This window comes from Pseudomonas sp. EA_65y_Pfl2_P78 (assembly GCF_963970495.1).
GTDB classification, from domain to species: domain Bacteria; phylum Pseudomonadota; class Gammaproteobacteria; order Pseudomonadales; family Pseudomonadaceae; genus Aquipseudomonas; species Aquipseudomonas baetica_A.
Genome location: NZ_CAXAON010000003.1, coordinates 268,367 through 294,523 on the forward strand (window position 1 = coordinate 268,367; position 26,157 = coordinate 294,523).

Genomic DNA, 26,157 nt, shown 5'->3' on the forward strand with positions numbered 1-26,157 from the left:
GCATCGGCGGCTGCACATTTTTCAGGAGTTGAAGATGTCTACCGAACAACTGTCGAAAACCCCGCTGCACGCTCTGCACATCGAACTCGGCGCACGCATGGTGCCATTCGCCGGCTACGACATGCCGGTGCAATACCCGCTGGGCGTGATGAAGGAACACCAGCACACCCGCGAGCAGGCCGGACTGTTCGACGTCTCGCACATGGGCCAGATTCGCCTGACAGGTGCCAATGCCGCCAAGGCCCTGGAAACGTTGGTGCCTGTAGACATCATCGATCTGCCAGTAGGCATGCAACGTTACGCGATGTTCACCAATGACAACGGCGGCATTCTCGATGACCTGATGGTGGCCAACCTCGGTAACGACGAGTTGTTCCTGGTGGTCAACGCCGCGTGCAAGGATCAGGATCTGGCTCACCTGCAAAAACACATCGGCGATCAGTGCACCATTACGGCGCTGTTCGAAGAACGCGCCCTGCTCGCCCTGCAAGGTCCGGCGGCCGCTACCGTGCTGGCGCGCCTTGCTCCGCAAGTGGCGCACATGACCTTTATGCAGTTCGCCCGCGTCAATCTGCTGGGTGTCGACTGCTTTGTCAGCCGTTCGGGTTACACCGGTGAAGACGGTTTCGAAATCTCGGTGCCGGCCGCCGATGCTGAAAAACTCGCCCGCGCCTTGCTGGCTGAACCGGACGTTCAGGCCATCGGCCTCGGCGCTCGTGATTCGCTACGCCTGGAAGCCGGCCTGTGCCTGTACGGTCACGACATGAACACCCAAACCACACCCATTGAAGCCAGCCTGCTGTGGGCGATCTCCAAGCCACGTCGCGCCGATGGCGCGCGGGCCGGCGGTTTCCCGGGGGCATCGAACGTTTTCGCACAGCAACACAATGGCGTCGCCCGCAAGCGCGTCGGCCTGCTGCCGCAGGAACGCACCCCGGTGCGTGAAGGCGCAGAAATCGTCAATGAGGCGGGCGACATCATCGGCAGCGTCTGCAGTGGCGGCTTCGGACCGACCCTGGGTGGGCCGTTGGCGATGGGTTACCTCGACAGCGCGTATGTCACGCTTGAGACACCGGTTTGGGCCATTGTTCGTGGGAAAAAGGTGCAAATGCTTGTAAGCAAAATGCCATTTGTTCCACAACGCTACTATCGCGGCTGATTGACTGTTTCTATAAGTAACGCGATTGCGTTATGCGTGCACTAATGTGTAACGCAATCGCCATAAAACAGTGCACCATCTATCAATCGATTCGAATATGAACGTTGCTTATAACGTTCGAAAACAACTGAACAAGCCCATCATATAAGCCTGTACTAACCAACCGATTAAGTTCCTGCAGGCTCAGCAAAACCGGGCACTTCACAGGGCTTGTTTTTTCTCCCGAAGTTGGCGTAGAGTTTCCCCACTGTGTTTGCATGGGTCAGCTTGGAATCGTGACCTGGGCAGTAGCCTACAAGTTAGCTACATCCCGTTCGACGTCTTCTTACTCTCCTGCAACCAGCCCCAGTACTCTTTCATGAGAAGGAGACTGTCATTAATTTTTTGCGTCAAAGGAAATAAGAAATGTCCACACGTCAGAGCGGTACCGTCAAGTGGTTTAACGACGAGAAAGGTTTTGGTTTTATCACTCCAGAAAGCGGTCCGGATCTGTTCGTGCATTTCCGTGCCATTCAGGGCAACGGCTTCAAAAGCCTGAAAGAAGGCCAGAAAGTGACTTTCGTTGCTGTGCAGGGCCAGAAAGGCATGCAGGCTGACGAAGTACAAGCAGAAGCCTGATCTTCTGTAACGAAAAAGCCCCTGATATTGATATCAGGGGCTTTTTTGTGTGCGCGAATCCGTAAAATGGCGCTTCCATTTGCGTCCAGAGGCTGCCATGTCGAAACATCTGCTCACTCCCCAGGGCGACTTTCCTGCCGTTGGCCTTGGCCGTCGACTGGCAGCGATGTTCTATGACTTCCTGCTGTGTACTGCCTTGCTGATCGTCACCGGATTCGTTTACAAGCTGATCCAGGCGGCAATCATCGGTGAAGAACGCCTGCGCGTGCTGACCGACGCCGGGAAAATGGATGGCGATCCGCTTTACTCTACGGTACTGCTGCTGGTGCTGTTCGCGTTCTTCGCCAAGTTCTGGACCTACGGCGGGCAGACGCTGGGTATGCAAGTGTGGGGGATTCGTGTGCAGAACGCCGACGGCAGCGCGATCAGCCTGTGGCAGGCGCTGCTGCGCTTCATGGTGTCGATCGCTTCGTGGCTGTGCGTGGGGCTTGGGTTCTTCTGGTCGCTGTACGACAAGCAGAAGCGCACCTGGCACGACATCTATTCCGATACCCGCATCGTCCGGATCCCCAAGAAGCACAAATAATTTCCAAAGACCGAAAACCAAAGTGGGAGCGGGCTTGCTCACGAAAGCGGTGCATCAGTCTCTATCTGAGTCGACTGAGGTACCGCATTCGCGAACAAGCCCGCTCCCACTGGTTTTTGTGCGTGGCAGAAAGATCTCAGGCGTTACCCGCCAGCTTCATCCGCGCTGCCTGGGTGAAATCCAGCATGCGTTTGAGTGGCCGAATCGCCTGCGGAATCAGCGCCGGATCAACAAAGATCTCGTTCGTCCCTTCCTTCAAGCTCCTGAGCGTGCGCTCAAGGGTGTTCATGGCCATCCAAGGGCAATGTGCGCAACTGCGGCACGCTGCGCCGTTACCGGCCGTTGGCGCCTCAATGAAGACCTTGTCCGGGCATAGCTGCTGCATCTTATAGAAGATACCCCGGTCGGTGGCGACGATCAGCGTCTTGTTCGGCAGGCTCTGCGCAGCAGCAATTAACTGGCTGGTAGAGCCAACGGCGTCTGCCAGCTCGATCACCGACGTCGGCGATTCCGGGTGCACCAGAATGGCTGCGTCCGGGTACAACGCCTTCATGTCTTCGAGCTGCTTGGACTTGAACTCTTCGTGAACGATGCAGGCACCGTCCCACAGCAGCATGTCGGCGCCGGTCTTGCGCTGGATGTAGGTGCCCAGGTGCTTGTCCGGCCCCCAAATGATGGTCTCGCCGTTGTCCATCAGGCTTTCGACGATCTCCAGCGCGCAACTCGACGTCACGACCCAGTCAGCCCGAGCCTTAACGGCGGCGGAGGTGTTGGCATAAACCACCACCGTGCGCTCCGGATGTTGATCGCAGAACGCCGAAAACTCGTCGACCGGGCAACCCAGATCCAGCGAACACGTCGCGTCCAGGGTTGGCATCAGCACACGTTTTTCAGGATTGAGAATCTTCGCGGTCTCGCCCATGAACTTCACACCGGCGACTACTACAGTCTTGGCCGGGTGGGCGTTGCCGAAGCGAGCCATCTCCAGGGAGTCGGACACACAGCCGCCGGTTTCTTCGGCCAGGGCCTGAATCACCGGATCGCAATAAAAGTGGGCCACCAGCACCGCGTCCTGAGCCTTGAGCTCGGCGGCAATGGCGGAACGGTAGTAGGCCTCTTCCTCGGCAGTCAGCGGTTTGGGCTGTTTGGCATCGAGGTGGGCTTGAACCAGAAGGCGTTCGGAAATCTGCGTCATGTTCGCAAGACCTGCAGGCGCTTTCGCGCGAAAGTCGAGTATACACCCGGCTCCGGACCGCTTGAGGGTACCGCCGGGAGAGTGAGTAGTATCAGGCACGGACAACGTTGAAGCTGCGCAAGGCTACAGAATATCCGGAGGATACAAAAGATGATTCTGACCTGTGTCAGAACTGTGGACAGTGAAGGAACATGTGCCCGAATTGCAGGCAAAAAAAAACCCGGAAATCCTCACTTTCGTGGGCCTTCCGGATTTTCTAAACCGCCAAATATGGTGGGTCGTGTGGGATTCGAACCTACGACCAATTGGTTAAAAGCCAACTGCTCTACCAACTGAGCTAACGACCCGCTGTGTGGTGGCGCGTATAATACTGATTTTTAAGGACTATTCAACACCTTTTTTAAAATAATCAAAAATAAGGTGTTGGATCGCTCACGCCAGCCGCTGCAAAGCCTTCCGCACGCAGGCGGCAGCTGTCGCATTTGCCGCAGGCACGGCCGTCATCATCGGCCTGATAGCAGGAAACAGTCAGCCCATAATCAACGCCCAGCTTCACGCCCGCCTGGACGATCTGCGCCTTGCTCAGATTCTGCAGCGGTGCCTGAATGCGGAAGCCGTTGCCTTCAACGCCGGCTTTAGTCGCCAGATTGGCCATGCGCTCGAACGATTCAATGAACTCGGGACGGCAATCCGGGTAGCCGGAGTAATCCACCGCGTTGACGCCAATAAAAATGTCTCGCGCGCCAAGCACTTCTGCCCAACCCAAAGCGAGCGACAGGAAAACGGTATTGCGCGCCGGCACGTACGTAACCGGAATGCCCTCGCCCAGCGCCTCTGGAATGTCGATGCTGGTGTCGGTCAGGGCCGAACCGCCCATGCCGTTGAAGTTCAGGCCAATCACCTTGTGTTCGACCACACCCAGGTCGCGAGCGACACGCGCCGCAGCGTGCAATTCTGCGTGCGAGCGCTGGCCGTAATCAAAACTCATGGTGTAGCAGCTGTAGCCTTCGGCCCTGGCCATGGCCACGACGGTCGCCGAGTCCAGGCCGCCGGACAGCAGGATGACCGCACGCTTTTCGGTGGTGTTCAGTTGCTCAGTCATATCAGCGCCCCGGCTCGTCATTCCAAAGATATTTATGCAGCTGCAATTGCAGGCGCACAGGCAGGTTGTCCGCCACCACCCAGTCCGCCAGATCCCGAGCATTCAGATCATGGTGACTTGGTGAAAACAAGACTTCGCCAGCGCGTCGATCAAGACCGTACTGGATCAGCTTGGATACCGCCCAGTCGTAATCTTCCCGCGAACAGATGACAAACTTCACCTGATCGTTGGGAGTCAGCCGTTCGATGTTCTCGTAAAGATTGCGATGAACTTCTTTCGAACCTGGGGTTTTCAGATCGACCACACGACTGACGCGCGGGTCCACTGCCGAGATATCTAAGGCACCACTGGTTTCCAGCGAGACCTCGTAACCGGCATCACATAACTGTTTAAGCAAAGGAATGGCATTCGGCTGCGCCAAAGGCTCACCGCCCGTGACACAGACATAGCGCGGACGATAGCCGGCTACTTGCTCGAGGATATCGTCGAGGGTGCGAATCGTACCACCCGTGAACGCATAGGCGCTGTCGCAGTACTGGCAACGCAAGGGGCAACCGGTCAGGCGCACAAAAACGGTGGGCAGCCCGGCAGTCCGCGTTTCCCCCTGCAACGAGTAGAAAACTTCGGTAATTCTCAATGTGTCTTGCATAGTCGCCACGGGCGTAACAGCTAAACAGGCTGTCCGCCTCCGTCAGGCACTTCAGGCAGCCTCGCCAACGCGCAGGCCTCAAGAAGCGTGTTTCAGAAAAAGGGCGTGAATTCTAACGAAAAAACCCGCGACAGGCGCGGGTTTCTTCAAAACAGTCAAACAGGCTTACATGCGCTGCAGATCGCGTTGAGCCAACTGAGCGGCGGATGTGCCCGGATATTGGGCAACCACCTGCTGCAGAATGCCTTTCACCTTGTCGGTATGACCGAGGCGGCGCTCTACATCAGCCAGCTTGTACAGCGAGTCCGGCACTTTGGCGTGCTTGGGATATAGCTGCGAAACCTTGGCGAAAGCCTGACCCGCACCTTGCAGATCGCCCTTTGCCAGGTTTACCTCACCCAACCAGTACTGGGCATTGCCCGCGTATTGGCTGTTCGGGTATTTGCGCAGGAACGCGGCAAAAGCCTGGCTGGCCTTGTCGAAATCCTTGGCTTTGATCAGGTCGAAAGCGGCATCGTAATACAGCTTTTCCTTGGCCGGATCAGCCGGTTCGCTACTTGCAGCAGGCGCTTGGGCAGCCGTACCGGCAGCAGCACTTGCGTCGCCACCGGCAGAAGAATTCTCAGGAGTCGCGGCAGGTGCAGCACCGGATCCTATGCGCCGATCAAGATCCTGGTATCGCTCCAGGGATTCTTGTTTCATGCGCGCAACCTGATTTTGCAGTTCTTCAATCACACCTTGCTGGCGCGATATCTGATCCTGCATTTGTTGCAGTTGATTGAACAGCATGCCTTGTGCCGAGGTAGGGGCCGAAGCCGCTCCCCCGGCATAGGCGCCGTTCGTACCGTAACCCGCAGGCGGATAACTACTCCCGCTATTGTTATAACCGGAGTTGTCATCGACCACAGGAACCGCAGCCCACGCCGCAAGCGGCAGGAGGCTGAGAGCCAGAACAGTTACAGCACGACGGCACGTTCGCATATCGAATTACTTACGCAGTTCGACGCGACGGTTTTGAGCCCAGGACTGCTCGTCGTTGCCGGTAGCAACTGGACGCTCTTCGCCGTAGGAAACCAGTTCCAGCTGAGCTGGGGAAACACCTTGCAGTACCAGGTAGCGCTGAACGGCTTTCGCACGACGCTCGCCCAGTGCCATGTTGTACTCACGAGTACCACGTTCGTCGGTGTTGCCTTCCAGAACAACGCGAGCGCCGTTTGCTTTCAGGTCTTTGGCGTGAACATCCAGAGCGCGCATGGCTTCTGGCTTCAGGTCCGAGCTGTCGTATTCGAAGTAGAAGGTGGTGATTGCGCGCAGAGCAGCTTCTTCGCTCAGGGAACCGTCAACGGCACCAGTGTTTGCGCCGTAACCAGCGTTTGGATCAACAGCGCCTTCACCGGCGTTGTCGCCGCCTTTGGACGAGCAACCTACAGCTACAGCCATGGCCAGAGCCAGCGCAGCAAATTTACCAAACTTCAGCATTTCCATCGTGAAACTCCTAATGAACCCCAGTGTGTTAAGTAAAACGTGTAGCGCCCGCTCACTTCAGGTAAGGGGACCAGGACGGTTCTCTGACTTCGCCTTGAGCGGTAGGAAGCGGGAGCCTAACGCGCCCATTAATGGACACGAGCATCAAGACTCCCCGGCCCTGCTGGCGGGTGGCGTAGATTACCATGGTGCCGTTGGGCGCAACAGTGGGTGACTCGTCCAGAGTGCTATCAGTGAGGATCTTTACACTGCCGCGCTGCAAATCCTGGGCCGCCACCTTGAAATTGGTGAAACCGTCCTGGCGATGGATCATCACCAGGGTCTTTTCATCAGCCGAAAGCTTCGGGTTGGCATTGTAGTTGCCAATGAAGGTCACACGCTCAGCACCACCACCGCTTACGCTGGTTTTGTAGATCTGCGGCTTGCCGCCACGGTCGGAGGTGAAGTAGATGGTCGAGCCATCTTTGCCCCAGAACGGTTCGGTATTGATGCCCGGACCTGCGGTTACACGGGTGATCTGACGCGATGCAAGGTTCATCACGTAAATATCCGGGTTACCGTCTTTGGACAGCACGAATGCCAGGCGATCGCCATTCGGCGACCAGGCTGGCGCGCCGTTCAGGCCTTCGAAGTTGGTGATCTGCTCACGGCGACCGGTGTCGATGTTCTGCATGAAGATGCGCGGACGCTTCTGCTCGAACGACACATAGGCGATGCGTTTGCCATCCGGAGCGAAACGCGGCGACAGGATCGGCTCACGCGATTGCAGCAGAGTCACGGCCCGGGCACCATCGTAGTCCGAACGCTGCAGGGTGTAGCGAGTGTTCTTCTCGGAGAAGCGCTCCGCCGTCACGTAAAGCAGACGGGTCGAAAACGCACCCGGAATACCGGTGAGCTTTTCGAACGACTGGTCAGCGATGAAGTGCGCCATGTCGCGCAGTTGCTCGGTGGTACCGGAAACACTGCCGTCAGCCACTTTCTGTTCGGTGGCAACGTTGAACAGTGCCCACTGGACCTGCAGGCGACCGCCTGCTGGAGCGATGCTGCCGACCATCATGTATTGCGCACCTACCGCCTTCCAGTCACGGAAGATGATTTCGCTCGGCTGGCTTGGCTGACTGATCATGTTTTGCTTGGGAATCGGCGAGTAGTAGCCCGAGTTCCGCAAATCGTTACCAATGATTTCAGCTATGTCGTCCGGCAGAACAGCACCGCCCTGGAAACCGAACGGTACAACAGCGATCGGGGTGGCCCGATCACTACCGCTGGTGACCAGAATGTTCTTTTCCTCAGCCATCGCGATCCCTGCCATGCAGCAGATCACGACCAGCATTCCTCGAAGAAGGTTTCTCACAAGGCTAGATCCTCAGGTGTGAATGTCATCTTGAATGAACGATACGGAGCGAAATCGCTCGGCTTCATTCCCTGCATTTCTGTCAAACGTCCAATATTCTTCACTGCCGCCACTGCCGAAGCATCGAACGGACCATCGCCACTGGACTTGGACACGTTGACCGTAGTCACCGTGCCGTCCGGCAACATGCCGATTTGCAGCACGACCGTCATGCCTTTGCGCGCTGAAGGTGGACGTGCCCACCCCTCTGCGGCTCGCGCACGAATCAAGTCATCGAAACTGCCCGCGACTTCGTCACCCTGCTCATCAGCCAAGGCCTGCTGGCGCTGCGGCGTGTCGGAAAGCAAATCTGCCAAGGCCTGAGCCTTTTTGTCTTCGGTAGATTTACGTGCCGCCTCTTGCGCTTTCTTCTTCGCAGCATCGGCAGCCGCTTTCTTCTTCGCGTCGTCGGCGATTTTCTTCTTCGCCTCTTCAGCTTCAGCTTTCTTCTTGGCGTCTTCGGCGGCTTTCTTCTTCGCGTCTTCGACGATCTTCTTCTTGGCTTGTTCAGCGGCCGCTTTCTTGGCCTCTTCCTCAGCAGCCTTTTTCGCTTCTTCTTCGGCTTTCTTCTTGGCTATATCAGCCAATTGTTTCTCTTCTGCCTTCTTGGCTTCGGCGGTCTTCTTCGCTTCATCGGCTTTCTTGGCTTCATCAGCCTTTTTCGCCTCGTCCGCTTTTTTGGACTCGTCGGCCTTCTTGGCTTCCTCGGCCTTTTGAGCCGCTTCTTCTTTCTTTTGTTCCGCAGCTTTCACCGCTTCCTGCTCGACCTTTTTCTGCTCCATCTGTTCGACTTCGGTCTGACGTGCGGCGGACTTCTTCGCCTCACCCGCAATCTTCTGATTGGTCTGGGTGGTTGCCTGACTTTTCGATTTCAGCTGGTACAGGGTCGCCTGGACAATCGGCTTGGCCGGAGGCAGTTCCGGTGTGAAGGCAAAACTGACAAACAGCATGCCGAACACCAGCACGTGCAAGACAATCGCCCAGACACTAGGCCAGAAGAAGCTCTCCGAGGCGGACGGCTCTCTCTGTTGCCGCATCAGGGGGCCTCGGTAATCAAACCAACATTACCGACCCCGGCTTTCTGCAACCCGCCCATGGCACCCATGACGGCACCATAGTCAACGGTTTTGTCGCCACGGATAAAGACCTGAGTACGCTTGCCGCCTTCGTTGCCGGCACGAATGATCTTGGTCACCGCATCGGTCATTTGCGGCAGGGTCATGGCCCTGTCCTGTTGCTTCTCGGTGTCGACTTCACTGCCAAGGTTCCAGTAGTAGGTCTTGTCAGCCTTGATCGAAATGGTCAGGACCTGGGTGTTGTTGTCCTGCGGCAAGGCTTCGCTGGAAACCTTGGGCAGATCAACTTTCACGCCCTGATTGAGCATCGGCGCGGTCACCATGAAGATGACCAGCAGCACCAACATCACGTCGATGTAGGGCACTACGTTCATCTCGGCAACCGGCTTGCGCTTTTTGCGAGCTCGAGCGATTAAAGCCATTGGAAATTACCTGCTTATTCTTCGCTGGTGTGCACTTTGCGGTGCAGGATCGCCTGGAATTCATCGGCGAAGGTGTAGTAGCGGCTCAGCAAGGTTTCGCTGCGTGCAGAGAAACGGTTGTAAGCAATAACGGCCGGAATCGCGGCGAACAGACCGATCGCCGTGGCGATCAAGGCCTCAGCGATACCCGGGGCCACCGTGGCGAGGGTCGCTTGCTGGGCGCTGGCCAGACCGCGGAAGGAGTTCATGATGCCCCAAACGGTACCGAACAGACCGATGTACGGGCTGACCGACCCCACAGTGGCGAGGAACGGCAGGCTTTGCTCCAGTTTCTCTTCTTCACGGGAAATGGCTACGCGCATGGCACGGGCCACGCCTTCCATCACGGCTTCAGGATCGACGCCGGGCTGCTGACGCAGACGGGAGAACTCCTTGAAACCGGCGCGGAAGATCTGCTCGACGCCGGAATCCGGATCCGGGTTGCTGCCGGCCTGACGATACAGTTTGGACAGATCGATACCCGACCAGAAGCGCTCCTCGAAGCTCTCCAGGGCACGTCGACCGGCACGCAGCAGATTACTGCGCTGAAAGATCATGATCCATGAGGTCACCGATGCGGCCACCAGGGTCAACATTACCAACTGCACCACGATGCTGGCATTGCTGACCAGGCTCCACATGGAGGAATGGTCGACGACGTTAGCTTCCACGCTTTATCTCCTGCTTAGAGTGTGTACCCGGGCCGCCCACGTCGGCAAAGGCCGCACGCAGGTCTTCGGGAAGGGCCCGGGGTTTCAAACTGTTAGTGCGCACACAGGCCACCAAAAACTGCCCTTCACAGAGCAGCACATTATCCGTAGCCCGCCTGACCTGCTGTTTAAAGCGCAGGCTGGCACGGTTCAATTCGATTACTTCAGCGCTTACCAGCAGTTCGTCGTCCAGTCGCGCCGGCGCGTGGTAACGCGCTTCGCTGGAATGCACGACAAACAACAGGTCCTCCCCTGCCAGCTGCGATTGGGCAAAGCCCAGCTCGCGGAGCCGCTCGGTTCGAGCCCGTTCCATAAACTTGAGGTAATTAACGTAATACACGATGCCGCCCGCATCGGTGTCCTCGTAATAAACGCGACAACGATGTGCGAACGGCTCAAGCCCGTTTTGCGCGCGCATACTCTAGTGCTTACTCCTCAGGTTGCCAATCCGGCCAGGCAACTGTTTTTTCGTTGTTCAAAGGCTTTACCGTAAAAGTACCGTCCTCTGACAGTACAAACCCTGAATAAATCGACAACAAATGTGTATTAATCGTCCACGGCATCGAGAAACTCGTCTACCACGGGCATCTCACCCATTCGTGACGGAACATTTAAACCGAAATGCAGGTACGCATGGCGCGTCACTACCCTGCCCCGCGGTGTGCGCATGATGTAGCCCTGCTGAATCAGGTACGGTTCCAGCACATCTTCGATGGTGTGGCGCTCCTCGCTGATCGCTGCCGCGAGGCTGTCGATCCCGACCGGACCGCCATCGAACTTCTCGATCATGGTCAACAGCAAACGCCGGTCCTGATGATCGAAACCGTGTTCGTCGACATCCAGCAGGTTCAGCGCCAGATCGGCAACCGATTTGGTGATATGCCCCTTGGCCCGCACTTCAGCAAAATCGCGCACCCGGCGCAGCAGGCGGTTGGCAATGCGTGGCGTACCACGGGCACGACGAGCAATTTCGAAGGCGCCTTCCGGATCCAGCGGCAGGCCGAGGATATTCGCCGAACGACTGACAATCGTCGACAGATCCGCCGTGCTGTAGAACTCAAGGCGCTGGACGATACCAAAGCGGTCCCGCAGCGGGTTGGTCAGCATGCCGGCGCGGGTGGTCGCACCGACCAAGGTAAACGGCGGCAGGTCGAGCTTGATCGAACGGGCCGCCGGCCCTTCACCGATCATGATGTCGAGCTGGAAATCCTCCATTGCCGGGTACAGCACTTCTTCGACAATGGGCGACAGGCGATGGATTTCGTCGATGAACAGCACATCGTGCGGTTCAAGATTGGTCAACAACGCGGCCAGATCACCGGGGCGCTCAAGCACCGGGCCCGAAGTGCTCTTGATCGACACGCCCATTTCCTGGGCAATGATGTTGGCCAGCGTGGTTTTACCCAGACCCGGCGGACCGAAAATCAGCGTGTGGTCGAGCGATTCACTACGGCCACGGGCAGCCTGGATGAACAGTTCCATCTGCTCGCGCACGGTCGGTTGGCCAATGTAGTCAGCCAGGCTGACCGGACGAATGGCCCGATCCTGGACTTCTTCGCGCTCACGCGGGCTATGCGCGGCAGCGATCAGACGATCAGCTTCAATCACTTAAATCATTCCCTTCAGGGCGCGGCGGATCATGTCTTCACTGCTCAGATTCTTGTCCTTGATCGCGGAAATGGCCTTGCTGGCTTCCTGCGGCTTGTAACCCAGGGAAATCAGTGCGCTGACCGCATCGTTTTCGGCGGTATTGACCGGCGCCGGGCCATCCGGCTGGTTCGGCACCAGGGCAAACATGGCCGGCGAGGTTTCCCAGGCCTTGAAGCGATCTTTCAGTTCGACCAACAAACGCTCGGCGGTTTTCTTGCCGACGCCGGGCACCTTGGTCAGCGCCGAAGTGTCCTGGGACTGCACGCAGCGAATCAATTCATCGACTTCCAGACTCGACATCAATGCCAGCGCCAGTTTTGGCCCGACACCATTGAGACGGATCAACTCGCGAAAAAAGTCTCGCTCACGCTTGCCGGCAAAACCATAGAGTAACTGCGCATCTTCACGTACGACCAAATGGGTGTGCAGGGTCAGCGGCTCACCGACCGACGGCAGGCGGTAAAGGGTGGTCATGGGCACTTCCAGCTCATACCCGAGGCCGTTTACATCCAGAATCAGGTGCGGCGGCTGTTTCTCAGCCAGGGTGCCGCGCAAGCGTCCAATCACGTTTCAGATCCTTGAGCGTTGGCCAGCCGTTGGCTGGCGACAGTCAGAGCGAAGACGTCGGGCCGACAACACAGGCGCCAAACCTTTCGCTCCGTAAATTTGATGCTGATGCTATCAGAGACGCAGGCGCCCGCCACGACTGCGTGCTGTTCCCAGGCCATGCGGCAACAGGCTGGAGCGGGTGTGCGCGTGACAAATGGCAATCGCCAGGGCATCGGATGCATCGATTTGCGGTTTGCTGGTCAGCTTTAGCATGTGCATGACCATCATCTGCACCTGCTCTTTATTCGCCGCGCCAGTGCCGACTACGGCCTGTTTGACCTGGGTCGCCGTGTATTCGGCAATCTCCAGACATTCTTCCGCGCCGGCGACAATCGCGGCTCCACGGGCCTGTCCCAACTTCAGCGCCGAATCGGCGTTTTTCGCCATGAACACCTTTTCGATGCCCATGGTGACCGGGCCGTAGGTCTGAATGATTTCACGCACACCGCGATAGACGATTTGCAGACGCTCATGCAATTCGCCAGCACCGGTGCGAATGCAACCCGAGGCCACATAAATGCAGCCGCCGCGTCCGGTATCGCGAACAATGCCGTAACCGGTGATACGCGAACCGGGGTCGATACCAAGAATTAAAGTCATAACGCCTGCAGGTTCGGTGAAAACACGATTTTCAAAACGACGAATGACCAATACGGGAGCGGGCTTGCTCGCGAAAGCGGTGTGTCATTCAGCATGTAAATCTGCTGATACGCCGCATTCGCGAGCAAGCCCGCTCCCACATTCAAGCCTGGTCGCTCTTAACCGAGCTGAGCGGCCACGTCTTCCGGGATGTCCGCGTTGGAATAGACGTTCTGCACGTCATCCAGGTCTTCAAGCATGTCGATCAGCTTGAGCACCTTTTCCGCGCCGTCCAGATCCAGTTCGGCGCTGGTGGTCGGCTGCATGACGATTTCCGCGTCATCACCCTTGAACCCGGCCGCTTCCAGCGCGTTTCGTACGGCGTAGAAGCTGGTGAACGAGGTGAAAACGTCGATCGATCCGTCTTCGTGGGTGACCACGTCGTCGGCATCGGCCTCCAGAGCCGCCTCGGTCAACGCGTCTTCGTCAACGCCCGGCGCGAAGCTGATCTGCCCCTTGCGTTCGAACAGGTACGCCACCGAACCGTCAGTACCGAGGTTACCGCCACATTTGCTGAACGCATGGCGTACCGCTGCTGCTGTGCGATTGCGGTTGTCGGTCATGCATTCAACCATCACCGCCACGCCGCCAGGGCCGTAACCTTCGTAGGTCAGCTCTTCGACGTTGTCCGCTTCGGTCGCACCGGCGCCACGCGCAACGGCACGATCGATGATGTCGCGGCTCATGTTCGCGCTCAGCGCCTTGTCCAGGGCCAGACGCAGACGCGGGTTGGAACCCGGATCACCGCCGCCCTGACGGGCCGCAACGGTCAGCTCGCGGATCCACTTGGTGAAAATCTTGCCTCTCTTGGCATCCTGACGTTCTTTGCGGTGCTTGATGTTCGCCCACTTGGAATGACCTGCCATAACTCGCTCCGAGTTCTCTTTGAAACGTCGCCCGCCGCGCATGTCGCGCAGCCAGCAAACAAAAAAATCTCGACCTGCTTTCTACAGAAAGAAAAAAGGCGCATCCGAAGATGCGCCTTCAGGCCCGTCTTACTCAGCCTTTGGCGTTTCACGCAAACGAATGTGCAGTTCGCGCAGTGCCTTGGCATCCACTACACCCGGTGCTTGCGTCATCACGTCGGCAGCACTCTGGGTTTTCGGGAAGGCGATCACTTCACGGATCGACTGGGCGCCGGTCATCAGCATCACCAGACGGTCCAGACCGAAGGCCAGACCACCGTGCGGCGGCGCACCGTATTTCAGCGCGTCGAGCAGGAAGCCAAACTTCTCTTCCTGTTCCGCTTCATCGATACCCAACAGACGGAATACCGACTGCTGCATTTCCTTGCGGTGGATACGGATCGAACCGCCACCCAGTTCGGTGCCGTTCAGCACCATGTCGTACGCACGCGACAGAGCGCCAGCCGGGTTGGCTTCCAGCTCTTGCGGCGTGCACTTCGGCGCGGTGAACGGGTGGTGCAGCGCGGAGAAGCTGCCATCGTCGTTTTCTTCGAACATCGGGAAGTCGACGACCCACATTGGCGCCCACTCGCAGGTCAGCAGCTTCAGGTCGTGACCGAGCTTGATGCGCAGTGCACCCAGCGCTTCGCTGACGATCTTGGCCTTGTCGGCGCCGAAGAACACGATGTCGCCATCGACTGCGCCAACGCGATCGAGGATCACGTTCAGCTTGTCTTCCGGGATGTTTTTCACGATCGGCGATTGCAGACCTTCAACACCAGCAGCGCGCTCGTTGACCTTGATGTACGCCAGGCCCTTGGCACCGTAGATGCCGACGAACTTGGTGTAATCGTCGATCTGCTTGCGCGGCATGCTCGCCCCGCCTGGAACGCGCAACGCAGCGATACGGCATTTCGGATCGTTGGCCGGGCCGCTGAACACCTTGAAATCGACTTCTTTCAACTGATCGGCAACGTCGACCAGTTCCAGCGGGTTACGCAGGTCTGGCTTATCGGAACCGTAACGACGCATGGCCTCTTCGAAAGTCATGTGCGGGAAATCGCCGAACTCCAGACCCAGCACTTCCTTGAACAGATTGCGGATCATTTCTTCGGTCAGGCCCATGATCTCTTTTTCATCGAGGAAGCTGGTCTCGATGTCGATCTGGGTGAATTCCGGTTGACGGTCAGCGCGCAAGTCTTCGTCGCGGAAGCACTTGGCGATCTGGTAGTAACGGTCGAAGCCGGCCACCATCAGCAGTTGCTTGAACAGTTGCGGCGATTGCGGCAGGGCAAAGAACGAACCGGCATGGGTACGGCTCGGCACCAGATAGTCACGCGCGCCTTCCGGAGTAGCACGGGTCAGGATCGGTGTTTCGACGTCGAGGAAGCCGTTTTCGTCGAGGAAGCGACGGATGCTGGTGGTCATACGCGAACGCAGACGCAGCTTCTCGGCCATTTCCGGGCGACGCAGGTCGAGGAAGCGATAGCGCAGGCGGGTTTCTTCGCCAACGTCAGAGAACTCGTTCAGCGGGAACGGCGGGGTTTCCGACTCATTCAGCACTTCCAGCTCGTAGCCCAGGACTTCGATCATGCCCGACGCCATGTTGGCGTTGGTGGCACCGGCCGGACGCAGGCGAACCTTACCGGTGATTTTGACGACGTATTCGCTGCGCACGCGATCGGCGGCGGCGAAGCTCTCGGCGCGATCCGGGTCGAATACCACCTGAGCCAGACCATCACGATCACGGATATCGAGGAAAATCACCCCGCCGTGGTCGCGACGACGGTGAACCCATCCGCAAAGGGTAATTTCCTGGCCTTCCAGGCTTTCGTTCAGTTGGCCGCAATAGTGGCTGCGCATCATGGTAGTGGTTCGCTTCTCGTAATTCGAAATTCGGTGGAGATCCCGCCGCACTCAAGCATTGTGCGACTGACGGAAACTCACGCGTGTCGTTCGACCGGGGTTTGAACCCTAGTCAGATTTGTCGCCACCGGCCAGATTCTTCTTGGTTCCGGTCTTGAAATCGGTTTCGTACCAACCGCTGCCGCTAAGGCGAAAGCCGGGCATGGACAGCTGCTTCTTGAGCTCTGGCGCCTGGCAGGCAGGGCAGTCGACCAGCGGTGCCTCGCTGATCTTTTGAATGGCTTCCAACTGATGACCACAGGAAGCGCATTGGTAATCGTACATCGGCATGGGGGGTGTCTCGGCGATCAGATTGCCACCGCGCGCAGGGCTTTGCGGCGAAAGAGCGGGATTATATCCATTAAATGCGGCCTGTGCAGCCGTAAGACTGCACAGGCCGCGACCTCGTTTGCAACCACTGTGTCAAAGCGAATTGACCGGTGTGGCTTACTTGACCCTGTTCATGACGCACACCACTCGCACCAGAGCGCTGAAATTTTTCACGCCGCCATGACGCAGATGCACCTCACGATCAACGTGGGACAACAGCGAACTGATCGAACAACAATTATCTGCGGCCATATCGCCGAGGATATTCCAGTAAACCTGCTCAAGTCGCAGGCATGTCGCGTATCCGTTCAAACGCACGGATCGGGACAACGGCTGAATCAATGACATGTCGAATTCGTTGACGAACGGATCGACTTTCAACTCATGTGGCAAGCCGACAATCCTGTCGCCCCGCCTGTCTCCTTCTACCATATCGGTGACACTCCTTTGCCATCTCTGCTTGTTTTCAAAGCCACATCCTGTGACTTCATAAAAGCGCAGACGCAAAGTTATATCCAGATGACTTGGTGACCATCACCGTAGGATAAGCCAACGACACAGGTACGAATCCGGACAGCACGCGAGCAGTCCGCAGACCTGCTCGCATGCCAGGGTTATGCTTGAAGCAAAGCGCGCAGCATCCATGCGGTTTTCTCGTGAACCTGCATGCGCTGGGTCAACAGGTCGGCAGTCGGCTCATCGCTGACCTTGTCGAGCAACGGGAAGATGCCGCGCGCGGTGCGGGTCACGGCTTCCTGCCCATCGACCAGTTGCTTGATCATGTCTTCAGCGCTCGGTACCCCCACCTCTTCCTTGATAGAGGACAGACGTGCGTAAGTGGCATAGGCGCCCGGTGCCGGAAAGCCCAGCGCGCGAATGCGTTCGGCGATCAGATCCACGGCCAGCGCCAGTTCGTTGTACTGCTCTTCGAACATCAAATGCAGCGTACGAAACATCGGGCCTGTGACGTTCCAGTGGAAGTTATGGGTTTTCAGATACAGCACGTAGGTGTCCGACAGCAGACGCGACAGCCCCTCGACGATGGACTTGCGATCCTCTTCACTGATACCGATATCGATTGCCATGTTTACCCCCTAACGGCGATTGAATTCATCCAACAGGTGCAGGCCCACTCTAGCAAGGCTGTCGCCAGCCCGCAGCCTCGAAAACCTGAACAGGCTGCGACAAAAAGACCGGCGCTGTGCCGCTGGCCGGGCTGATTTGAGTAGCAGCAGGCTTTGCTGTTAAATAGGCAGTGTGTCGCTACGCCCCGTTTTTCGGGGTTTCGCGCATAGGCTGATGCCGTGTACGTGTCCACCGCCTCTTATTTTGTCCCGAAGCGAACCGTGCATCTTCAGCTCTTCCTTGTGAGCCGTTATAAAGTGAGCCATTCAAAATGTTGAAAATCGTCCACCTGCTGATGGGCGCAGCGGCATTGCTGCTGTCGTTCATACCTAGCCTGAAATCCGAAGCCGTTCCTTACCTGCAACAACCCGATGCACTTTACCTGGCCTTTTTCGGCCTGCTGAACCTGGTGATTGCTCCAGTGATTCCTTACTGGAACAAAGGCCCGCGCCAGCATCTGCAAAACCTGGTCAGCGCGCTTCTGGTGCTGACTGTCGTCCTGCAAACCTTGACCCTGATCGCGCCGATGCCCGTCATCGCCGGCCAACCAGCGGTGTTGTTCAGCCTGGTGATTGCCCTGACAGCCGTAATCCTGCACCTGGCCGTCAGCTTCTATAGATCTTCACCTGCCGCCGCGCCAACCAGCTACGACATGACCAACCGCGATACCGGCACCGTCAAGTGGTTCAACACGTCCAAAGGCTTCGGCTTTATCTCCCGGGATTCCGGTGATGATATTTTCGTGCACTTTCGCGCGATCCGTGGCGAAGGCCACCGCGTTCTGGTCGAAGGCCAGCGCGTGGAGTTCTCGGTGATGAACCGGGACAAGGGCCTGCAAGCCGAGGACGTGATCGCGGCTTTGCCGCGTCGCTGATCCCAGGCAATAAAAAACCGCGAACAGCCAGACTGTTCGCGGTTTTTTTATGCCTGCACAAAACAGTGCTGTGGCTCAATAGTGCGGGGGTGGCGCCTCTTCCTCAAAGGATTCGAACTGCCCGACCATTTCTTCCTGACGCTTGAGCAGTGCGGCCATTTGCAATTGCAGGCGCTCGACCACCCGTTGCTGCGCCACCAGCACATCGTTCAAGGCCTGAATGGTGTCATCCTGAAACGCCAAACGGCTTTCCAGATCGTTAACGCGTTGTTCCAGACTCATGACTCAGCCCTCCACAAAGGTGAAATCATCGGTCAGCACGACACGCAATCGATCGCGAATAGCGGCCACCTCTTCGCTGCCATAAGGCTTGGCCGGGTGCTTGCCCCACACAGGCGCTGGCCAGGCGGCGTCATCGCGTTTTCGCACTATCACATGCATGTGCAACTGGCTGACCACGTTACCCAACGCTGCGACATTCATTTTGTCGGCATCGAACAAGTCTTTGAGCAACTCGGCCAATGCGGTGGTTTCCAACCACAATTGCTGTTGATCGGCGACATCCAACTGAAACAACTCACTGATATCGTCACGACGAGGTACCAGGATGAACCACGGGTAGCTGGCGTCGTTGGACAGCAGCAGCCGGCAGAGCGGGAAGTCGCCGATGGCAAGGGTGTCCTGTTGTAGTCGTGAATCTAAAGCAAACACTGCGCGCACTCCCGGCTGATCTACATAATTGAGCTTAGCGGCCTCGCCCGAGGGCGGCGCGCCAAGCGACAGACAGGCAGCATACCTGCGAATGCGCCCGCCTTCACGACGGCAATGCCGTTGGGCATTCTCCGAACGCCCCGAGATGGGACATTTATCGACACCCTGCACCAACGCGGGCCCCGGATTGAAGAGCAGCACACGAAAATGACCGAAAACCCTGAAGCACTTGAGACCAACCTCAACCCGAACGGTATGAATCTGGTACAGCCGTAAAATTTTTTGCACCAAAACCGCACAATGCGTCTACGCTCAATGCGCAAGGCATCCGCCAAATACTCACCTGTGGGGTGAACCGGTAACGTTTTTGGTTGTCACGCGCTTGCAACGGCACGGCAACACCATAAGAACAATCGCGTCAAGCCCTGAGAACCGAGGGGCTTTTCGCCCAGTGTTTATGAGGCTTTTACAGGTAAAAACAGGCGTTCAGAAAAAAAGCCACACCGAAATTGCGGTTTGTGCACGCTTGTTGCATTCGTACTCATATGGACTCTAAGCGCACCACGGGACGTGGGAGCCTTAAGACCAACAAAAACAGTGGCAAGGCTGCCCGATGGAGATTCAAGTGTTTTGCCAGGGACTCTTTTTTAGCGATGCAAAAGGCTAGAAAAACAGCGAAAAGTTGTCGGTCCGATTGCATCGGTACTGTGAATTTGCGACATCTACCCAGCCATCTGCGACAGAGTCGTAAAGAAGGTGAAAGGTTGGACTCGCAAGTATCGCCAACATTGTCAGCGTGATATAAGTTTGCGCCGACACAAAAAGAAAGAGCCGCCCAGATAATAAAACAGGTGGGACGGCAGTACTCTTCTAAAAACCAAAGGAGCAAATCACGATGCGCGTGATGAAGTGGAGCATGATCGCCCTGGCTGTTGCAGCAGGCACCTCGCAGTTCGCAATGGCGTCTTCCCAAGAGGAATCCAAGGGCTTTTTTGAAGATCAGAGCCTGAATGTTCACAGCCGTATGCTGTACATGAACCGTGATTTCAAAAATAACCCCAGCACTTCGCAAAGTTATCGCGAAGAGACGGGGCTCGGCCTACGTGCTACGTACGAGTCGGGCTTTACCCAGGGCACCGTAGGTGTCGGTGTAGATGCCTTGGCCAATGGCATGATCAAACTGGACAGCGGCCGTGGCCGTACCGGTAACAGCATGTTCGGTCGTGATAGCGAAGGCCGGCCAGAAGACACCCAATCGAAGGTTGGCGGTGCAGTTAAGTTCCGTCTGTCCGACACTGTCCTGAAATATGGTAACCAATACGTTGCCAGCCCTGTCTTCTCGACAGACGACAGCCGCGTGCTGCCAGAAGTTGCTACCGGCACCATCATCACCAGTAAAGAAATCAAAGGTCTGGAACTGACCGCCGGTCGCTTCTCCGCTCTGAGTTCGCAGACTGGTATGGGCCGCGACAGCATCAACGGACCGCACAACCCAGGCCTGACCAGCGCCAACATTGCCGGCGCTACCTACCAGTTCACCGACAACTTTGTAGCTGGCGTGGCTGCTTCCGATGTAGATGACTACTTCAAGAAGCAATACATAAACGCTAACTACACCCTGCCGATCAACGAAGATCAGTCCCTGAACTTCGACTTCAACGGCTATCGCTCCAAGAGCCAGGGTCAAGAACTGAGCGGCGATGTTGACAACCGCATCTGGTCCCTCGCAGCTGCCTATAGCATCGGCGCTCACAAGTTCACCTTGGCTCACCAGCGCTCTACCGGTGACACAGGTTATGTTTACGGCGTTGACGGCGGTGGCACTATCTTCCTCGCCAACTCCATCCAATACTCCGACTTCAACGGCCAAGATGAGCGTTCCTGGCAGGCTCGCTACGACCTGAACATGAAAACCTACGGCGTTCCTGGCCTGAGCTTCATGACTCGTTACGTCCGTGGTGACAACATCACCACTGGCGCCGAAGAAGGTAAAGAACACGAGTTCGACTTCGAAACCAAGTACGTTATGCAAAGCGGTCCGGCCAAAGACCTGTCTTTCCGCTTGCGTAGCGCGATCTACCGTGCAAACTCCTCTTATAACGGCATCAACGGCAACGACAACAACGACACCCGCCTGATCATCGAATACCCGCTGAGCATTTTGTAATTCAGCGCTAGTTCGAACACGGCAACAAAAAAACGCTCACCTGATCCAGGTGAGCGTTTTTTTGTATCTGGTTTCATACAGTCTTTAATTGTTGCTAGTTAGATAGCAACCTAACAATGCAACACCGACGAAACCTTCAGGTTGTAACCCAGATGTTATTGCGGCGCGGTTTCCTGAACCACACGAATGACTCGCTGTGGAAACGGAATATCAATCCCTGCAGCCTTCAAGCGATCCCGTGATTGTTCGTTAAACATGAACATCACATCCCAGTAATCCGCGGTTTTAACCCACGCTCGCAGGGAGACCGTGATCGAGCTGTCGCCCAAGGTAGAAATCACCGCCTGTGGCGCTGGATCTTGCAGAACACGCTCATCCTTGGCCAGATCCAGCAGCACCTGACGCGCTTGCTGCAGATCGGCTTCGTAATCCACACCCACATCGAACACAACCTTGCGGGTTGGCTGACGGTTGGTGTTGGTAATGATGCCGTTCGACAGGTTGCCGTTCGGCAGGATGATGGTTTTGTTGTCGCCAGTCCGCAGCACGGTGTGGAAAATCTGGATGCTGTCGACCGTACCCGACACGCCTTGCGCCTCGATCCAGTCACCGATACGGAACGGACGGAACAGCAGAATCAGCACGCCGCCAGCAAAGTTAGCCAGGCTGCCCTGCAATGCCAGACCGATGGCCAGGCCGGCAGCACCGATGGCTGCAACAAACGAGGTGGTTTCCACACCGATCATCGAAGCGACGCTGACGATCAGCAGCACTTTGAGAATGACATTGGCCAGCGTACTGATAAAACCTTGCAGCGCCAGGTCGGCGTTACGCAGAGCCAATAAGCCACCGAGCTTGCGCGTGACCTTGTTGATCAGCCACCAGCCGATGGCCAACGTGATCACTGCCAGTAGCACACGGCTGCCGTATTCCATGATCATCGGGATCCACGCTTGGGATGCCTTGACCAGGTTATCCACTTCAGCATTCAAATCCATGTTCTATCTCCTGATTTCCGGCTACGCGGCACGCAAAAAATAAGTAGCGCAAAAATCCGCCGGGGAAAATAAATCCGAGCGAGAGAGGGTTTGCCCGTGAAAGCGGTGTCTCAGTGAACCTTATTGCTCAATGACACACCGCGTTCGTGAGCAAGCCCACTCCCACAGATTGTGCGGATAGCGCTTAGTCGCGGAAGTTGTTGAACTGCAGCGGCATGCCGAACTCCTTGGCACGCAGGGCCGCGATGGCTTCTTGCAGGTCATCACGCTTCTTGCCGGTAACGCGCACCTGCTCGCCCTGAATGGCGGCCTGAACCTTGAGCTTGGCGTCCTTGATGTGGCCGACGATCTTCTTCGCCAGTTCCTTGTCGATACCTTCCTTGAGCACGGCATCCTGTTTCATCAGCTTGCCCGATGCGTAAGCGTCCTTGACCTCAAGACACTGCACATCGATCTTGCGCTTGACCAAGGCCAGTTTGAGGATCTCGATCATCGCCTCCAGCTGGAAATCGGCTTCAGCGGTCAGGTTGACGGTCAGGTCTTTTTCCTTGAACTCGAAGCTGCCTTTGCCTTTCAGGTCATAACGACGATCGAGTTCCTTCACGGCGTTCTCGACCGCGTTGGTGAGTTCGTGTTTGTCCAGTTCGGATACCACGTCGAACGACGGCATGTAATCTCTCCAATAAAAAGGCGCGCTCGATGAGGATGGAGCGCGCTTGGCTTGCGGTTAAAATCGGGCTCATTATAACGGGTCTTTTCTTACCGACACGGCGAGCCGCACATGCCTGCAACCAATCGAGCAAAAATCTGATGTCTATCCCTTGGCATGTTCTTGGCGCCGGCAGTCTCGGCACTCTTTGGGCTGCGCGCCTGGCTTGCGCTGGCTTGCCGGTCCGGCTGATCGTGCGGGACGCGATGCGCTTGCACAGCTATCAGGCAGCCGGCGGATTAACCCTCGTGGAACAAGGACAAGCCAAGACTTATGCAGTTCCCGGCGAAACGCCGGACAGCCCGCAACCAATCCGTCGCCTGTTGTTGGCCTGCAAGGCCTACGATGCCGAAAGCGCGGTCGCCCTCCTCGCTCCGCGCCTGGCGCCGGATGCCGAATTGATCCTGCTGCAAAACGGCCTGGGCAGCCAGGACGCTGTCGCCGCGCAAGTGCCGCAAGCACGCTGCATCAGTGCCTCCAGCACCGAAGGCGCGTTCCGCGATGGCGACTGGCGCGTGGTGTTTGCCGGCCACGGTTACACCTGGCTCGGCGATGCCGCTCACCCGGTAGCGCCGATCTGGCTGGATGATCTGGAGGCAGCGAATATTCCCCATGAATGGAGCACCGACATCCTCACCCGGCTGTGGCGCAAGCTGGCGCTCAACTGCGCGATCAATCCGCTGACCGTGTTGCACAACTGCCGCAATGGCGGCTTGCAGGCGCACCACTGCGAAGTGGCCACGTTGTGCGCAGAACTGGCGGAGTTGCTTCAGCGTTGCGGCCAACCGGCAGCCGCCGACAACCTGCAACAGGAAGTGGAACGAGTGATCCAGGCCACCGCTGCCAATTACTCATCGATGTATCAAGACGTGGCCAACCAGCGACGCACCGAGATCAGCTATCTATTGGGGCACGCCTGCAAAGTCGCCGCACGCCATCAACTCAACTTGCCGCACCTCAGCCAATTGCAACAACGACTGGTCGCTCATCTGCACAGCCTCGGATTGCCCAGCGACTGAGCAGCGGCTACGCTGGCCACTTGTTCCCTTGCTGCGATAAACCTGATGCCATTGCGCCAGCGCCTCGAAAACCTGCCCGTCGGCCAGAAACTGCTGGCCGCCCTGCTGGTGCTGTTGACCACTGTCTTGCTCGTCGCCAACCTGACTTTTATCAGCGCCGCTTATTACATCTCCCAGGAAAGCATGGCCCCGCAAGCCTTGCAGACCATCGGCCGGCTGATTGCCAACCCAAGTCTGGTCAGCGAAGCCCTGCAATCGCCGCGCAGCGCCGAACGCCTGCTCAAGGAGCTCGACAGCTATTCACCATTGCGCGCCGCCGCCCTGTATGACGGCAATGGCGAACGACTGGCGCAAGTGCAGCATGGTGACAAGCTCAACTTGCCGGAACACGATCGGCACATCGAAGCCTGGCAACTGACCGAGTTTCGCAGCAATCAATTGATCACCCTGCCCCGCCCTGGCACTTCACCCGGTCATCTGTTGCTGGTGGCCAGCAGCGAATTGCCGATGGCGTTCTACACCGGCACGCTGACCGCGAGTCTCGGCATCCTGATTTTCAGTGTGCTGCTTTGGCTGGTGATTGCCCGGCAGATCAAACGCCTGATCACCCGCCCGATTCACGAACTTGAAGAACTCTCGCGCCAGGTCACCCGCGAAGAGAACTACGCCCTGCGCGCCTCGCGCGGTAACCACGACGAAATCGGCAGTCTTGCCGAGGCGTTCAACACCATGCTCTCGCGCATCGAAGCCCGCGAACAGCAGCTCAAACGCGCCCGCGACGACTCGCAAGCCGCTTTCGATCAAGCTCAGGGGCTGGCCGAAGAAACCCGCCACACCAACCGCAAACTGGAACTGGAGGTCCAGGTGCGCAGCAAGATCGAGAAAAAACTCACCGGTTTCCAGAACTACCTCAACAGCATCATCGACTCCATGCCCTCGGCGCTGATCGCCCTCGACGAGCAGCTCTACGTCACCCAGTGGAACCAGGAAGCCAGTGCCCTGTCCGGCACGCGACTCGACGAAGCGCTGAACCAGCCGATCTTCCTGGCGTTTGAACCGCTCAAGCCGTTTCTGCCGCAGCTCAAGGAAACCGTAGAGCAACACACGGTAGCGAAAATCGAGCGCGTAACCTGGTTCAAGGACGACGAGCCCAAGCACTACGCCCTGACGTTCTACCCGCTGATGGGCGGCGCCGGGCGTGGCGTGGTGATCCGCATCGACGACATCACCCAACGCCTGTCGCTGGAAGAAATGATGGTGCAGTCGGAGAAAATGCTCTCGGTCGGCGGCCTCGCCGCAGGCATGGCCCACGAAATCAATAACCCGCTGGGCGCAATCCTGCACAACGTGCAGAACATCCGCCGGCGCCTGTCGCCGGACCTGCCGAAGAACCTCGAAACCGCCGAACAGCTGGGCATTGAACTCGACACGGTCAACCGCTACCTGCAGGGCCGAGAAGTCCCGAAATTGCTCGATGGCATTCAGCAGGCCGGCGCCCGGGCGGCGAAAATCGTCACCCACATGCTCAGCTTCAGCCGTCGTAGCACCCGGCAACTGGCCCCGTGTGATTTGCCGGCGCTGATTGATCAAGCGGTGGAAATCGCTGGCAACGACTTCGATCTGGCCATCGGTTTTGACTTCAAGGGACAGGCGATCATCCGTCAGTTCGACCCTGCGCTCGGCCCGGTTCCAGGCACGGCCAACGAACTGGAACAAGTCCTGCTCAACCTGCTGAAAAACGCCGCGCAAGCGATTCACCAACGCGAAGACGACAGCGAGCCGGGGCGAATCATTCTGCGTACCAGGCTCAATCCACCGTGGGCCGAGATTCAGGTCGAGGACAACGGCATCGGCATGAGCGAGAACGTGCGTAAACGCATTTTCGAACCGTTCTTTACCACCAAGGAAGTCGGCCAGGGCACAGGCCTTGGGTTGTCGGTGTCGTACTTCATCATCACCAATAACCACAAAGGGCAGATGGAGGTGCAATCGGCGCCGGGCCAGGACACCTGCTTCACCCTGCGCCTTCCGCTGGCCCAACCTGCGCCCGTTGCGGCCCAAACCCATCAACTATCGAGGTAA

At 57.4% G+C, this 26,157-nt stretch carries 29 protein-coding genes and 1 tRNA gene; 7 read left to right on the plus strand and 23 right to left on the minus strand.

The window, feature by feature from the left end:
- The first annotated feature begins 34 nt into the window (after window positions 1-34).
- The 3 genes from gcvT (at window position 35) to AACY02_RS04790 (ending at window position 2,363) form a co-directional block, all read left to right on the plus strand.
- Window positions 35-1,159 carry a glycine cleavage system aminomethyltransferase GcvT gene (gene gcvT / locus AACY02_RS04780; protein WP_339430970.1) on the plus strand — a complete coding sequence of 375 codons (1,125 nt, stop codon included), beginning with the start codon at window positions 35-37 and terminating at the stop codon, window positions 1,157-1,159.
- A gap of 405 nt (window positions 1,160-1,564) precedes the next feature.
- Window positions 1,565-1,777 carry a cold-shock protein gene (locus tag AACY02_RS04785; RefSeq protein ID WP_003227496.1) on the plus strand — a complete coding sequence of 71 codons (213 nt, stop codon included), beginning with the start codon at window positions 1,565-1,567 and terminating at the stop codon, window positions 1,775-1,777.
- Between the two features lie 97 nt (window positions 1,778-1,874).
- On the plus strand, window positions 1,875-2,363 hold the full coding sequence (locus AACY02_RS04790; protein ID WP_339430971.1) for an RDD family protein: 489 nt from the start codon (window positions 1,875-1,877) through the stop codon (window positions 2,361-2,363).
- A 136-nt stretch (window positions 2,364-2,499) separates the two neighbouring features.
- On the opposite strand, the gene nadA is transcribed toward AACY02_RS04790, so the two are convergent.
- The 19 genes from nadA to AACY02_RS04885 all read right to left on the minus strand — a co-directional run bounded on the left by nadA (window position 2,500) and on the right by AACY02_RS04885 (window position 17,557).
- Window positions 2,500-3,558, minus strand: coding sequence for a quinolinate synthase NadA (gene nadA, locus AACY02_RS04795; protein ID WP_201228252.1), 1,059 nt, complete (start codon window positions 3,556-3,558; stop codon window positions 2,500-2,502).
- Between the two features lie 271 nt (window positions 3,559-3,829).
- Window positions 3,830-3,905 (minus strand) — tRNA-Lys (locus AACY02_RS04800).
- A gap of 62 nt (window positions 3,906-3,967) precedes the next feature.
- Complete coding sequence (gene queC / locus AACY02_RS04805; RefSeq protein ID WP_339430972.1) at window positions 3,968-4,660, minus strand: 7-cyano-7-deazaguanine synthase QueC; 693 nt, start codon at window positions 4,658-4,660, stop codon at window positions 3,968-3,970.
- Window position 4,661: 1 nt separating this feature from the next.
- The gene (gene queE, locus AACY02_RS04810; RefSeq protein WP_339430973.1) at window positions 4,662-5,309 is read right to left on the minus strand and encodes a 7-carboxy-7-deazaguanine synthase QueE; all 648 of its coding nucleotides are present in this window, start codon (window positions 5,307-5,309) and stop codon (window positions 4,662-4,664) included.
- Between the two features lie 165 nt (window positions 5,310-5,474).
- Window positions 5,475-6,290: a tol-pal system protein YbgF gene (gene ybgF / locus AACY02_RS04815; RefSeq protein WP_339430974.1), complete on the minus strand. Its 816-nt coding sequence runs from the start codon at window positions 6,288-6,290 to the stop codon at window positions 5,475-5,477.
- Between the two features lie 6 nt (window positions 6,291-6,296).
- Window positions 6,297-6,794, minus strand: coding sequence for a peptidoglycan-associated lipoprotein Pal (gene pal, locus AACY02_RS04820; protein ID WP_003178634.1), 498 nt, complete (start codon window positions 6,792-6,794; stop codon window positions 6,297-6,299).
- Between the two features lie 52 nt (window positions 6,795-6,846).
- Entirely contained in the window at window positions 6,847-8,127 is a 1,281-nt protein-coding gene (gene tolB, locus AACY02_RS04825; RefSeq protein ID WP_339431015.1) for a Tol-Pal system beta propeller repeat protein TolB, read from the minus strand.
- 17 nt (window positions 8,128-8,144) lie between these two features.
- Window positions 8,145-9,224, minus strand: coding sequence for a cell envelope integrity protein TolA (gene tolA, locus AACY02_RS04830; protein WP_339430975.1), 1,080 nt, complete (start codon window positions 9,222-9,224; stop codon window positions 8,145-8,147).
- A complete protein-coding gene (gene tolR, locus AACY02_RS04835) occupies window positions 9,224-9,676 on the minus strand; it encodes a protein TolR (RefSeq protein WP_221730777.1) in 453 nt (150 codons plus the stop codon). Before tolR ends, tolA begins: the two co-directional genes overlap by 1 nt.
- 23 nt (window positions 9,677-9,699) lie before the next feature.
- A complete protein-coding gene (gene tolQ / locus AACY02_RS04840; RefSeq protein ID WP_007912733.1) occupies window positions 9,700-10,395 on the minus strand; it encodes a protein TolQ in 696 nt (231 codons plus the stop codon).
- Complete coding sequence (ybgC, locus tag AACY02_RS04845) at window positions 10,385-10,852, minus strand: tol-pal system-associated acyl-CoA thioesterase (RefSeq protein WP_339430976.1); 468 nt, start codon at window positions 10,850-10,852, stop codon at window positions 10,385-10,387. The genes tolQ and ybgC overlap by 11 nt, the downstream gene beginning before the upstream one ends.
- A 128-nt stretch (window positions 10,853-10,980) precedes the next feature.
- A complete protein-coding gene (ruvB, locus tag AACY02_RS04850; RefSeq protein ID WP_221730687.1) occupies window positions 10,981-12,042 on the minus strand; it encodes a Holliday junction branch migration DNA helicase RuvB in 1,062 nt (353 codons plus the stop codon).
- Window positions 12,043-12,651, minus strand: a complete 609-nt coding sequence (gene ruvA, locus AACY02_RS04855) for a Holliday junction branch migration protein RuvA (RefSeq protein WP_123467207.1) — start codon at window positions 12,649-12,651, stop codon at window positions 12,043-12,045.
- 114 nt (window positions 12,652-12,765) lie between these two features.
- A complete protein-coding gene (gene ruvC / locus AACY02_RS04860; protein WP_007962095.1) occupies window positions 12,766-13,293 on the minus strand; it encodes a crossover junction endodeoxyribonuclease RuvC in 528 nt (175 codons plus the stop codon).
- A gap of 158 nt (window positions 13,294-13,451) precedes the next feature.
- Window positions 13,452-14,198: a YebC/PmpR family DNA-binding transcriptional regulator gene (locus AACY02_RS04865; protein ID WP_122589593.1), complete on the minus strand. Its 747-nt coding sequence runs from the start codon at window positions 14,196-14,198 to the stop codon at window positions 13,452-13,454.
- A 129-nt stretch (window positions 14,199-14,327) separates the two neighbouring features.
- On the minus strand, window positions 14,328-16,103 hold the full coding sequence (aspS, locus tag AACY02_RS04870) for an aspartate--tRNA ligase (protein ID WP_038366634.1): 1,776 nt from the start codon (window positions 16,101-16,103) through the stop codon (window positions 14,328-14,330).
- 108 nt (window positions 16,104-16,211) lie between these two features.
- Complete coding sequence (locus AACY02_RS04875; RefSeq protein ID WP_064119106.1) at window positions 16,212-16,433, minus strand: FmdB family zinc ribbon protein; 222 nt, start codon at window positions 16,431-16,433, stop codon at window positions 16,212-16,214.
- A gap of 156 nt (window positions 16,434-16,589) precedes the next feature.
- Complete coding sequence (locus AACY02_RS04880) at window positions 16,590-16,904, minus strand: ribbon-helix-helix domain-containing protein (RefSeq protein ID WP_339430977.1); 315 nt, start codon at window positions 16,902-16,904, stop codon at window positions 16,590-16,592.
- Window positions 16,905-17,086: 182 nt separating this feature from the next.
- Window positions 17,087-17,557 carry a Dps family protein gene (locus AACY02_RS04885; protein WP_339430978.1) on the minus strand — a complete coding sequence of 157 codons (471 nt, stop codon included), beginning with the start codon at window positions 17,555-17,557 and terminating at the stop codon, window positions 17,087-17,089.
- A 311-nt stretch (window positions 17,558-17,868) separates the two neighbouring features.
- Here AACY02_RS04885 and AACY02_RS04890 point away from each other — a divergent pair, with 311 nt between their 5' ends.
- On the plus strand, window positions 17,869-18,471 hold the full coding sequence (locus AACY02_RS04890) for a cold-shock protein (protein WP_221730684.1): 603 nt from the start codon (window positions 17,869-17,871) through the stop codon (window positions 18,469-18,471).
- A 75-nt stretch (window positions 18,472-18,546) separates the two neighbouring features.
- Here AACY02_RS04890 and AACY02_RS04895 read toward each other — a convergent pair whose 3' ends face one another.
- Together AACY02_RS04895 and AACY02_RS04900 are read right to left on the minus strand one after the other, a co-directional pair.
- Window positions 18,547-18,753, minus strand: a complete 207-nt coding sequence (locus AACY02_RS04895) for a SlyX family protein (protein ID WP_339430979.1) — start codon at window positions 18,751-18,753, stop codon at window positions 18,547-18,549.
- 3 nt (window positions 18,754-18,756) lie between these two features.
- Window positions 18,757-19,182 carry an HIT family protein gene (locus tag AACY02_RS04900; RefSeq protein WP_339430980.1) on the minus strand — a complete coding sequence of 142 codons (426 nt, stop codon included), beginning with the start codon at window positions 19,180-19,182 and terminating at the stop codon, window positions 18,757-18,759.
- An 895-nt stretch (window positions 19,183-20,077) separates the two neighbouring features.
- Here AACY02_RS04900 and AACY02_RS04905 point away from each other — a divergent pair.
- A complete protein-coding gene (locus tag AACY02_RS04905) occupies window positions 20,078-21,349 on the plus strand; it encodes an OprD family porin (protein ID WP_339430981.1) in 1,272 nt (423 codons plus the stop codon).
- Between the two features lie 155 nt (window positions 21,350-21,504).
- On the opposite strand, the gene AACY02_RS04910 is transcribed toward AACY02_RS04905, so the two are convergent.
- Complete coding sequence (locus AACY02_RS04910) at window positions 21,505-22,347, minus strand: mechanosensitive ion channel family protein (RefSeq protein WP_339430982.1); 843 nt, start codon at window positions 22,345-22,347, stop codon at window positions 21,505-21,507.
- 184 nt (window positions 22,348-22,531) lie between these two features.
- Window positions 22,532-23,017, minus strand: a complete 486-nt coding sequence (locus AACY02_RS04915) for a YajQ family cyclic di-GMP-binding protein (RefSeq protein WP_027619814.1) — start codon at window positions 23,015-23,017, stop codon at window positions 22,532-22,534.
- 140 nt (window positions 23,018-23,157) lie between these two features.
- On the opposite strand from AACY02_RS04915, the gene AACY02_RS04920 reads away from it, so the two are divergent.
- Both AACY02_RS04920 and AACY02_RS04925 read left to right on the plus strand, forming a co-directional pair.
- On the plus strand, window positions 23,158-24,075 hold the full coding sequence (locus tag AACY02_RS04920) for a putative 2-dehydropantoate 2-reductase (protein WP_339430983.1): 918 nt from the start codon (window positions 23,158-23,160) through the stop codon (window positions 24,073-24,075).
- Between the two features lie 45 nt (window positions 24,076-24,120).
- A complete protein-coding gene (locus tag AACY02_RS04925) occupies window positions 24,121-26,157 on the plus strand; it encodes a sensor histidine kinase (protein ID WP_339430984.1) in 2,037 nt (678 codons plus the stop codon).

Bases quoted from the DNA above. Each gene is read 5' to 3' on its own strand.
- gcvT (WP_339430970.1), top strand. From the start codon at position 35: ATGTCTACCGAACAACTGTCGAAAACCCCGCTGCACGCTCTGCACATC.
- AACY02_RS04785 (WP_003227496.1), top strand. From the start codon at position 1,565: ATGTCCACACGTCAGAGCGGTACCGTCAAGTGGTTTAACGACGAGAAA.
- AACY02_RS04790 (WP_339430971.1), top strand. From the start codon at position 1,875: ATGTCGAAACATCTGCTCACTCCCCAGGGCGACTTTCCTGCCGTTGGC.
- nadA (WP_201228252.1), bottom strand. From the start codon at position 3,558: ATGACGCAGATTTCCGAACGCCTTCTGGTTCAAGCCCACCTCGATGCC.
- queC (WP_339430972.1), bottom strand. From the start codon at position 4,660: ATGACTGAGCAACTGAACACCACCGAAAAGCGTGCGGTCATCCTGCTG.
- queE (WP_339430973.1), bottom strand. From the start codon at position 5,309: ATGCAAGACACATTGAGAATTACCGAAGTTTTCTACTCGTTGCAGGGG.
- ybgF (WP_339430974.1), bottom strand. From the start codon at position 6,290: ATGCGAACGTGCCGTCGTGCTGTAACTGTTCTGGCTCTCAGCCTCCTG.
- pal (WP_003178634.1), bottom strand. From the start codon at position 6,794: ATGGAAATGCTGAAGTTTGGTAAATTTGCTGCGCTGGCTCTGGCCATG.
- tolB (WP_339431015.1), bottom strand. From the start codon at position 8,127: ATGCTGGTCGTGATCTGCTGCATGGCAGGGATCGCGATGGCTGAGGAA.
- tolA (WP_339430975.1), bottom strand. From the start codon at position 9,224: ATGCGGCAACAGAGAGAGCCGTCCGCCTCGGAGAGCTTCTTCTGGCCT.
- ybgC (WP_339430976.1), bottom strand. From the start codon at position 10,852: ATGCGCGCGCAAAACGGGCTTGAGCCGTTCGCACATCGTTGTCGCGTT.
- ruvC (WP_007962095.1), bottom strand. From the start codon at position 13,293: ATGACTTTAATTCTTGGTATCGACCCCGGTTCGCGTATCACCGGTTAC.
- AACY02_RS04865 (WP_122589593.1), bottom strand. From the start codon at position 14,198: ATGGCAGGTCATTCCAAGTGGGCGAACATCAAGCACCGCAAAGAACGT.
- aspS (WP_038366634.1), bottom strand. From the start codon at position 16,103: ATGATGCGCAGCCACTATTGCGGCCAACTGAACGAAAGCCTGGAAGGC.
- AACY02_RS04875 (WP_064119106.1), bottom strand. From the start codon at position 16,433: ATGCCGATGTACGATTACCAATGCGCTTCCTGTGGTCATCAGTTGGAA.
- AACY02_RS04880 (WP_339430977.1), bottom strand. From the start codon at position 16,904: ATGGTAGAAGGAGACAGGCGGGGCGACAGGATTGTCGGCTTGCCACAT.
- AACY02_RS04885 (WP_339430978.1), bottom strand. From the start codon at position 17,557: ATGGCAATCGATATCGGTATCAGTGAAGAGGATCGCAAGTCCATCGTC.
- AACY02_RS04890 (WP_221730684.1), top strand. From the start codon at position 17,869: ATGTTGAAAATCGTCCACCTGCTGATGGGCGCAGCGGCATTGCTGCTG.
- AACY02_RS04895 (WP_339430979.1), bottom strand. From the start codon at position 18,753: ATGAGTCTGGAACAACGCGTTAACGATCTGGAAAGCCGTTTGGCGTTT.
- AACY02_RS04905 (WP_339430981.1), top strand. From the start codon at position 20,078: ATGCGCGTGATGAAGTGGAGCATGATCGCCCTGGCTGTTGCAGCAGGC.
- AACY02_RS04910 (WP_339430982.1), bottom strand. From the start codon at position 22,347: ATGGATTTGAATGCTGAAGTGGATAACCTGGTCAAGGCATCCCAAGCG.
- AACY02_RS04915 (WP_027619814.1), bottom strand. From the start codon at position 23,017: ATGCCGTCGTTCGACGTGGTATCCGAACTGGACAAACACGAACTCACC.
- AACY02_RS04920 (WP_339430983.1), top strand. From the start codon at position 23,158: ATGTCTATCCCTTGGCATGTTCTTGGCGCCGGCAGTCTCGGCACTCTT.
- AACY02_RS04925 (WP_339430984.1), top strand. From the start codon at position 24,121: ATGCCATTGCGCCAGCGCCTCGAAAACCTGCCCGTCGGCCAGAAACTG.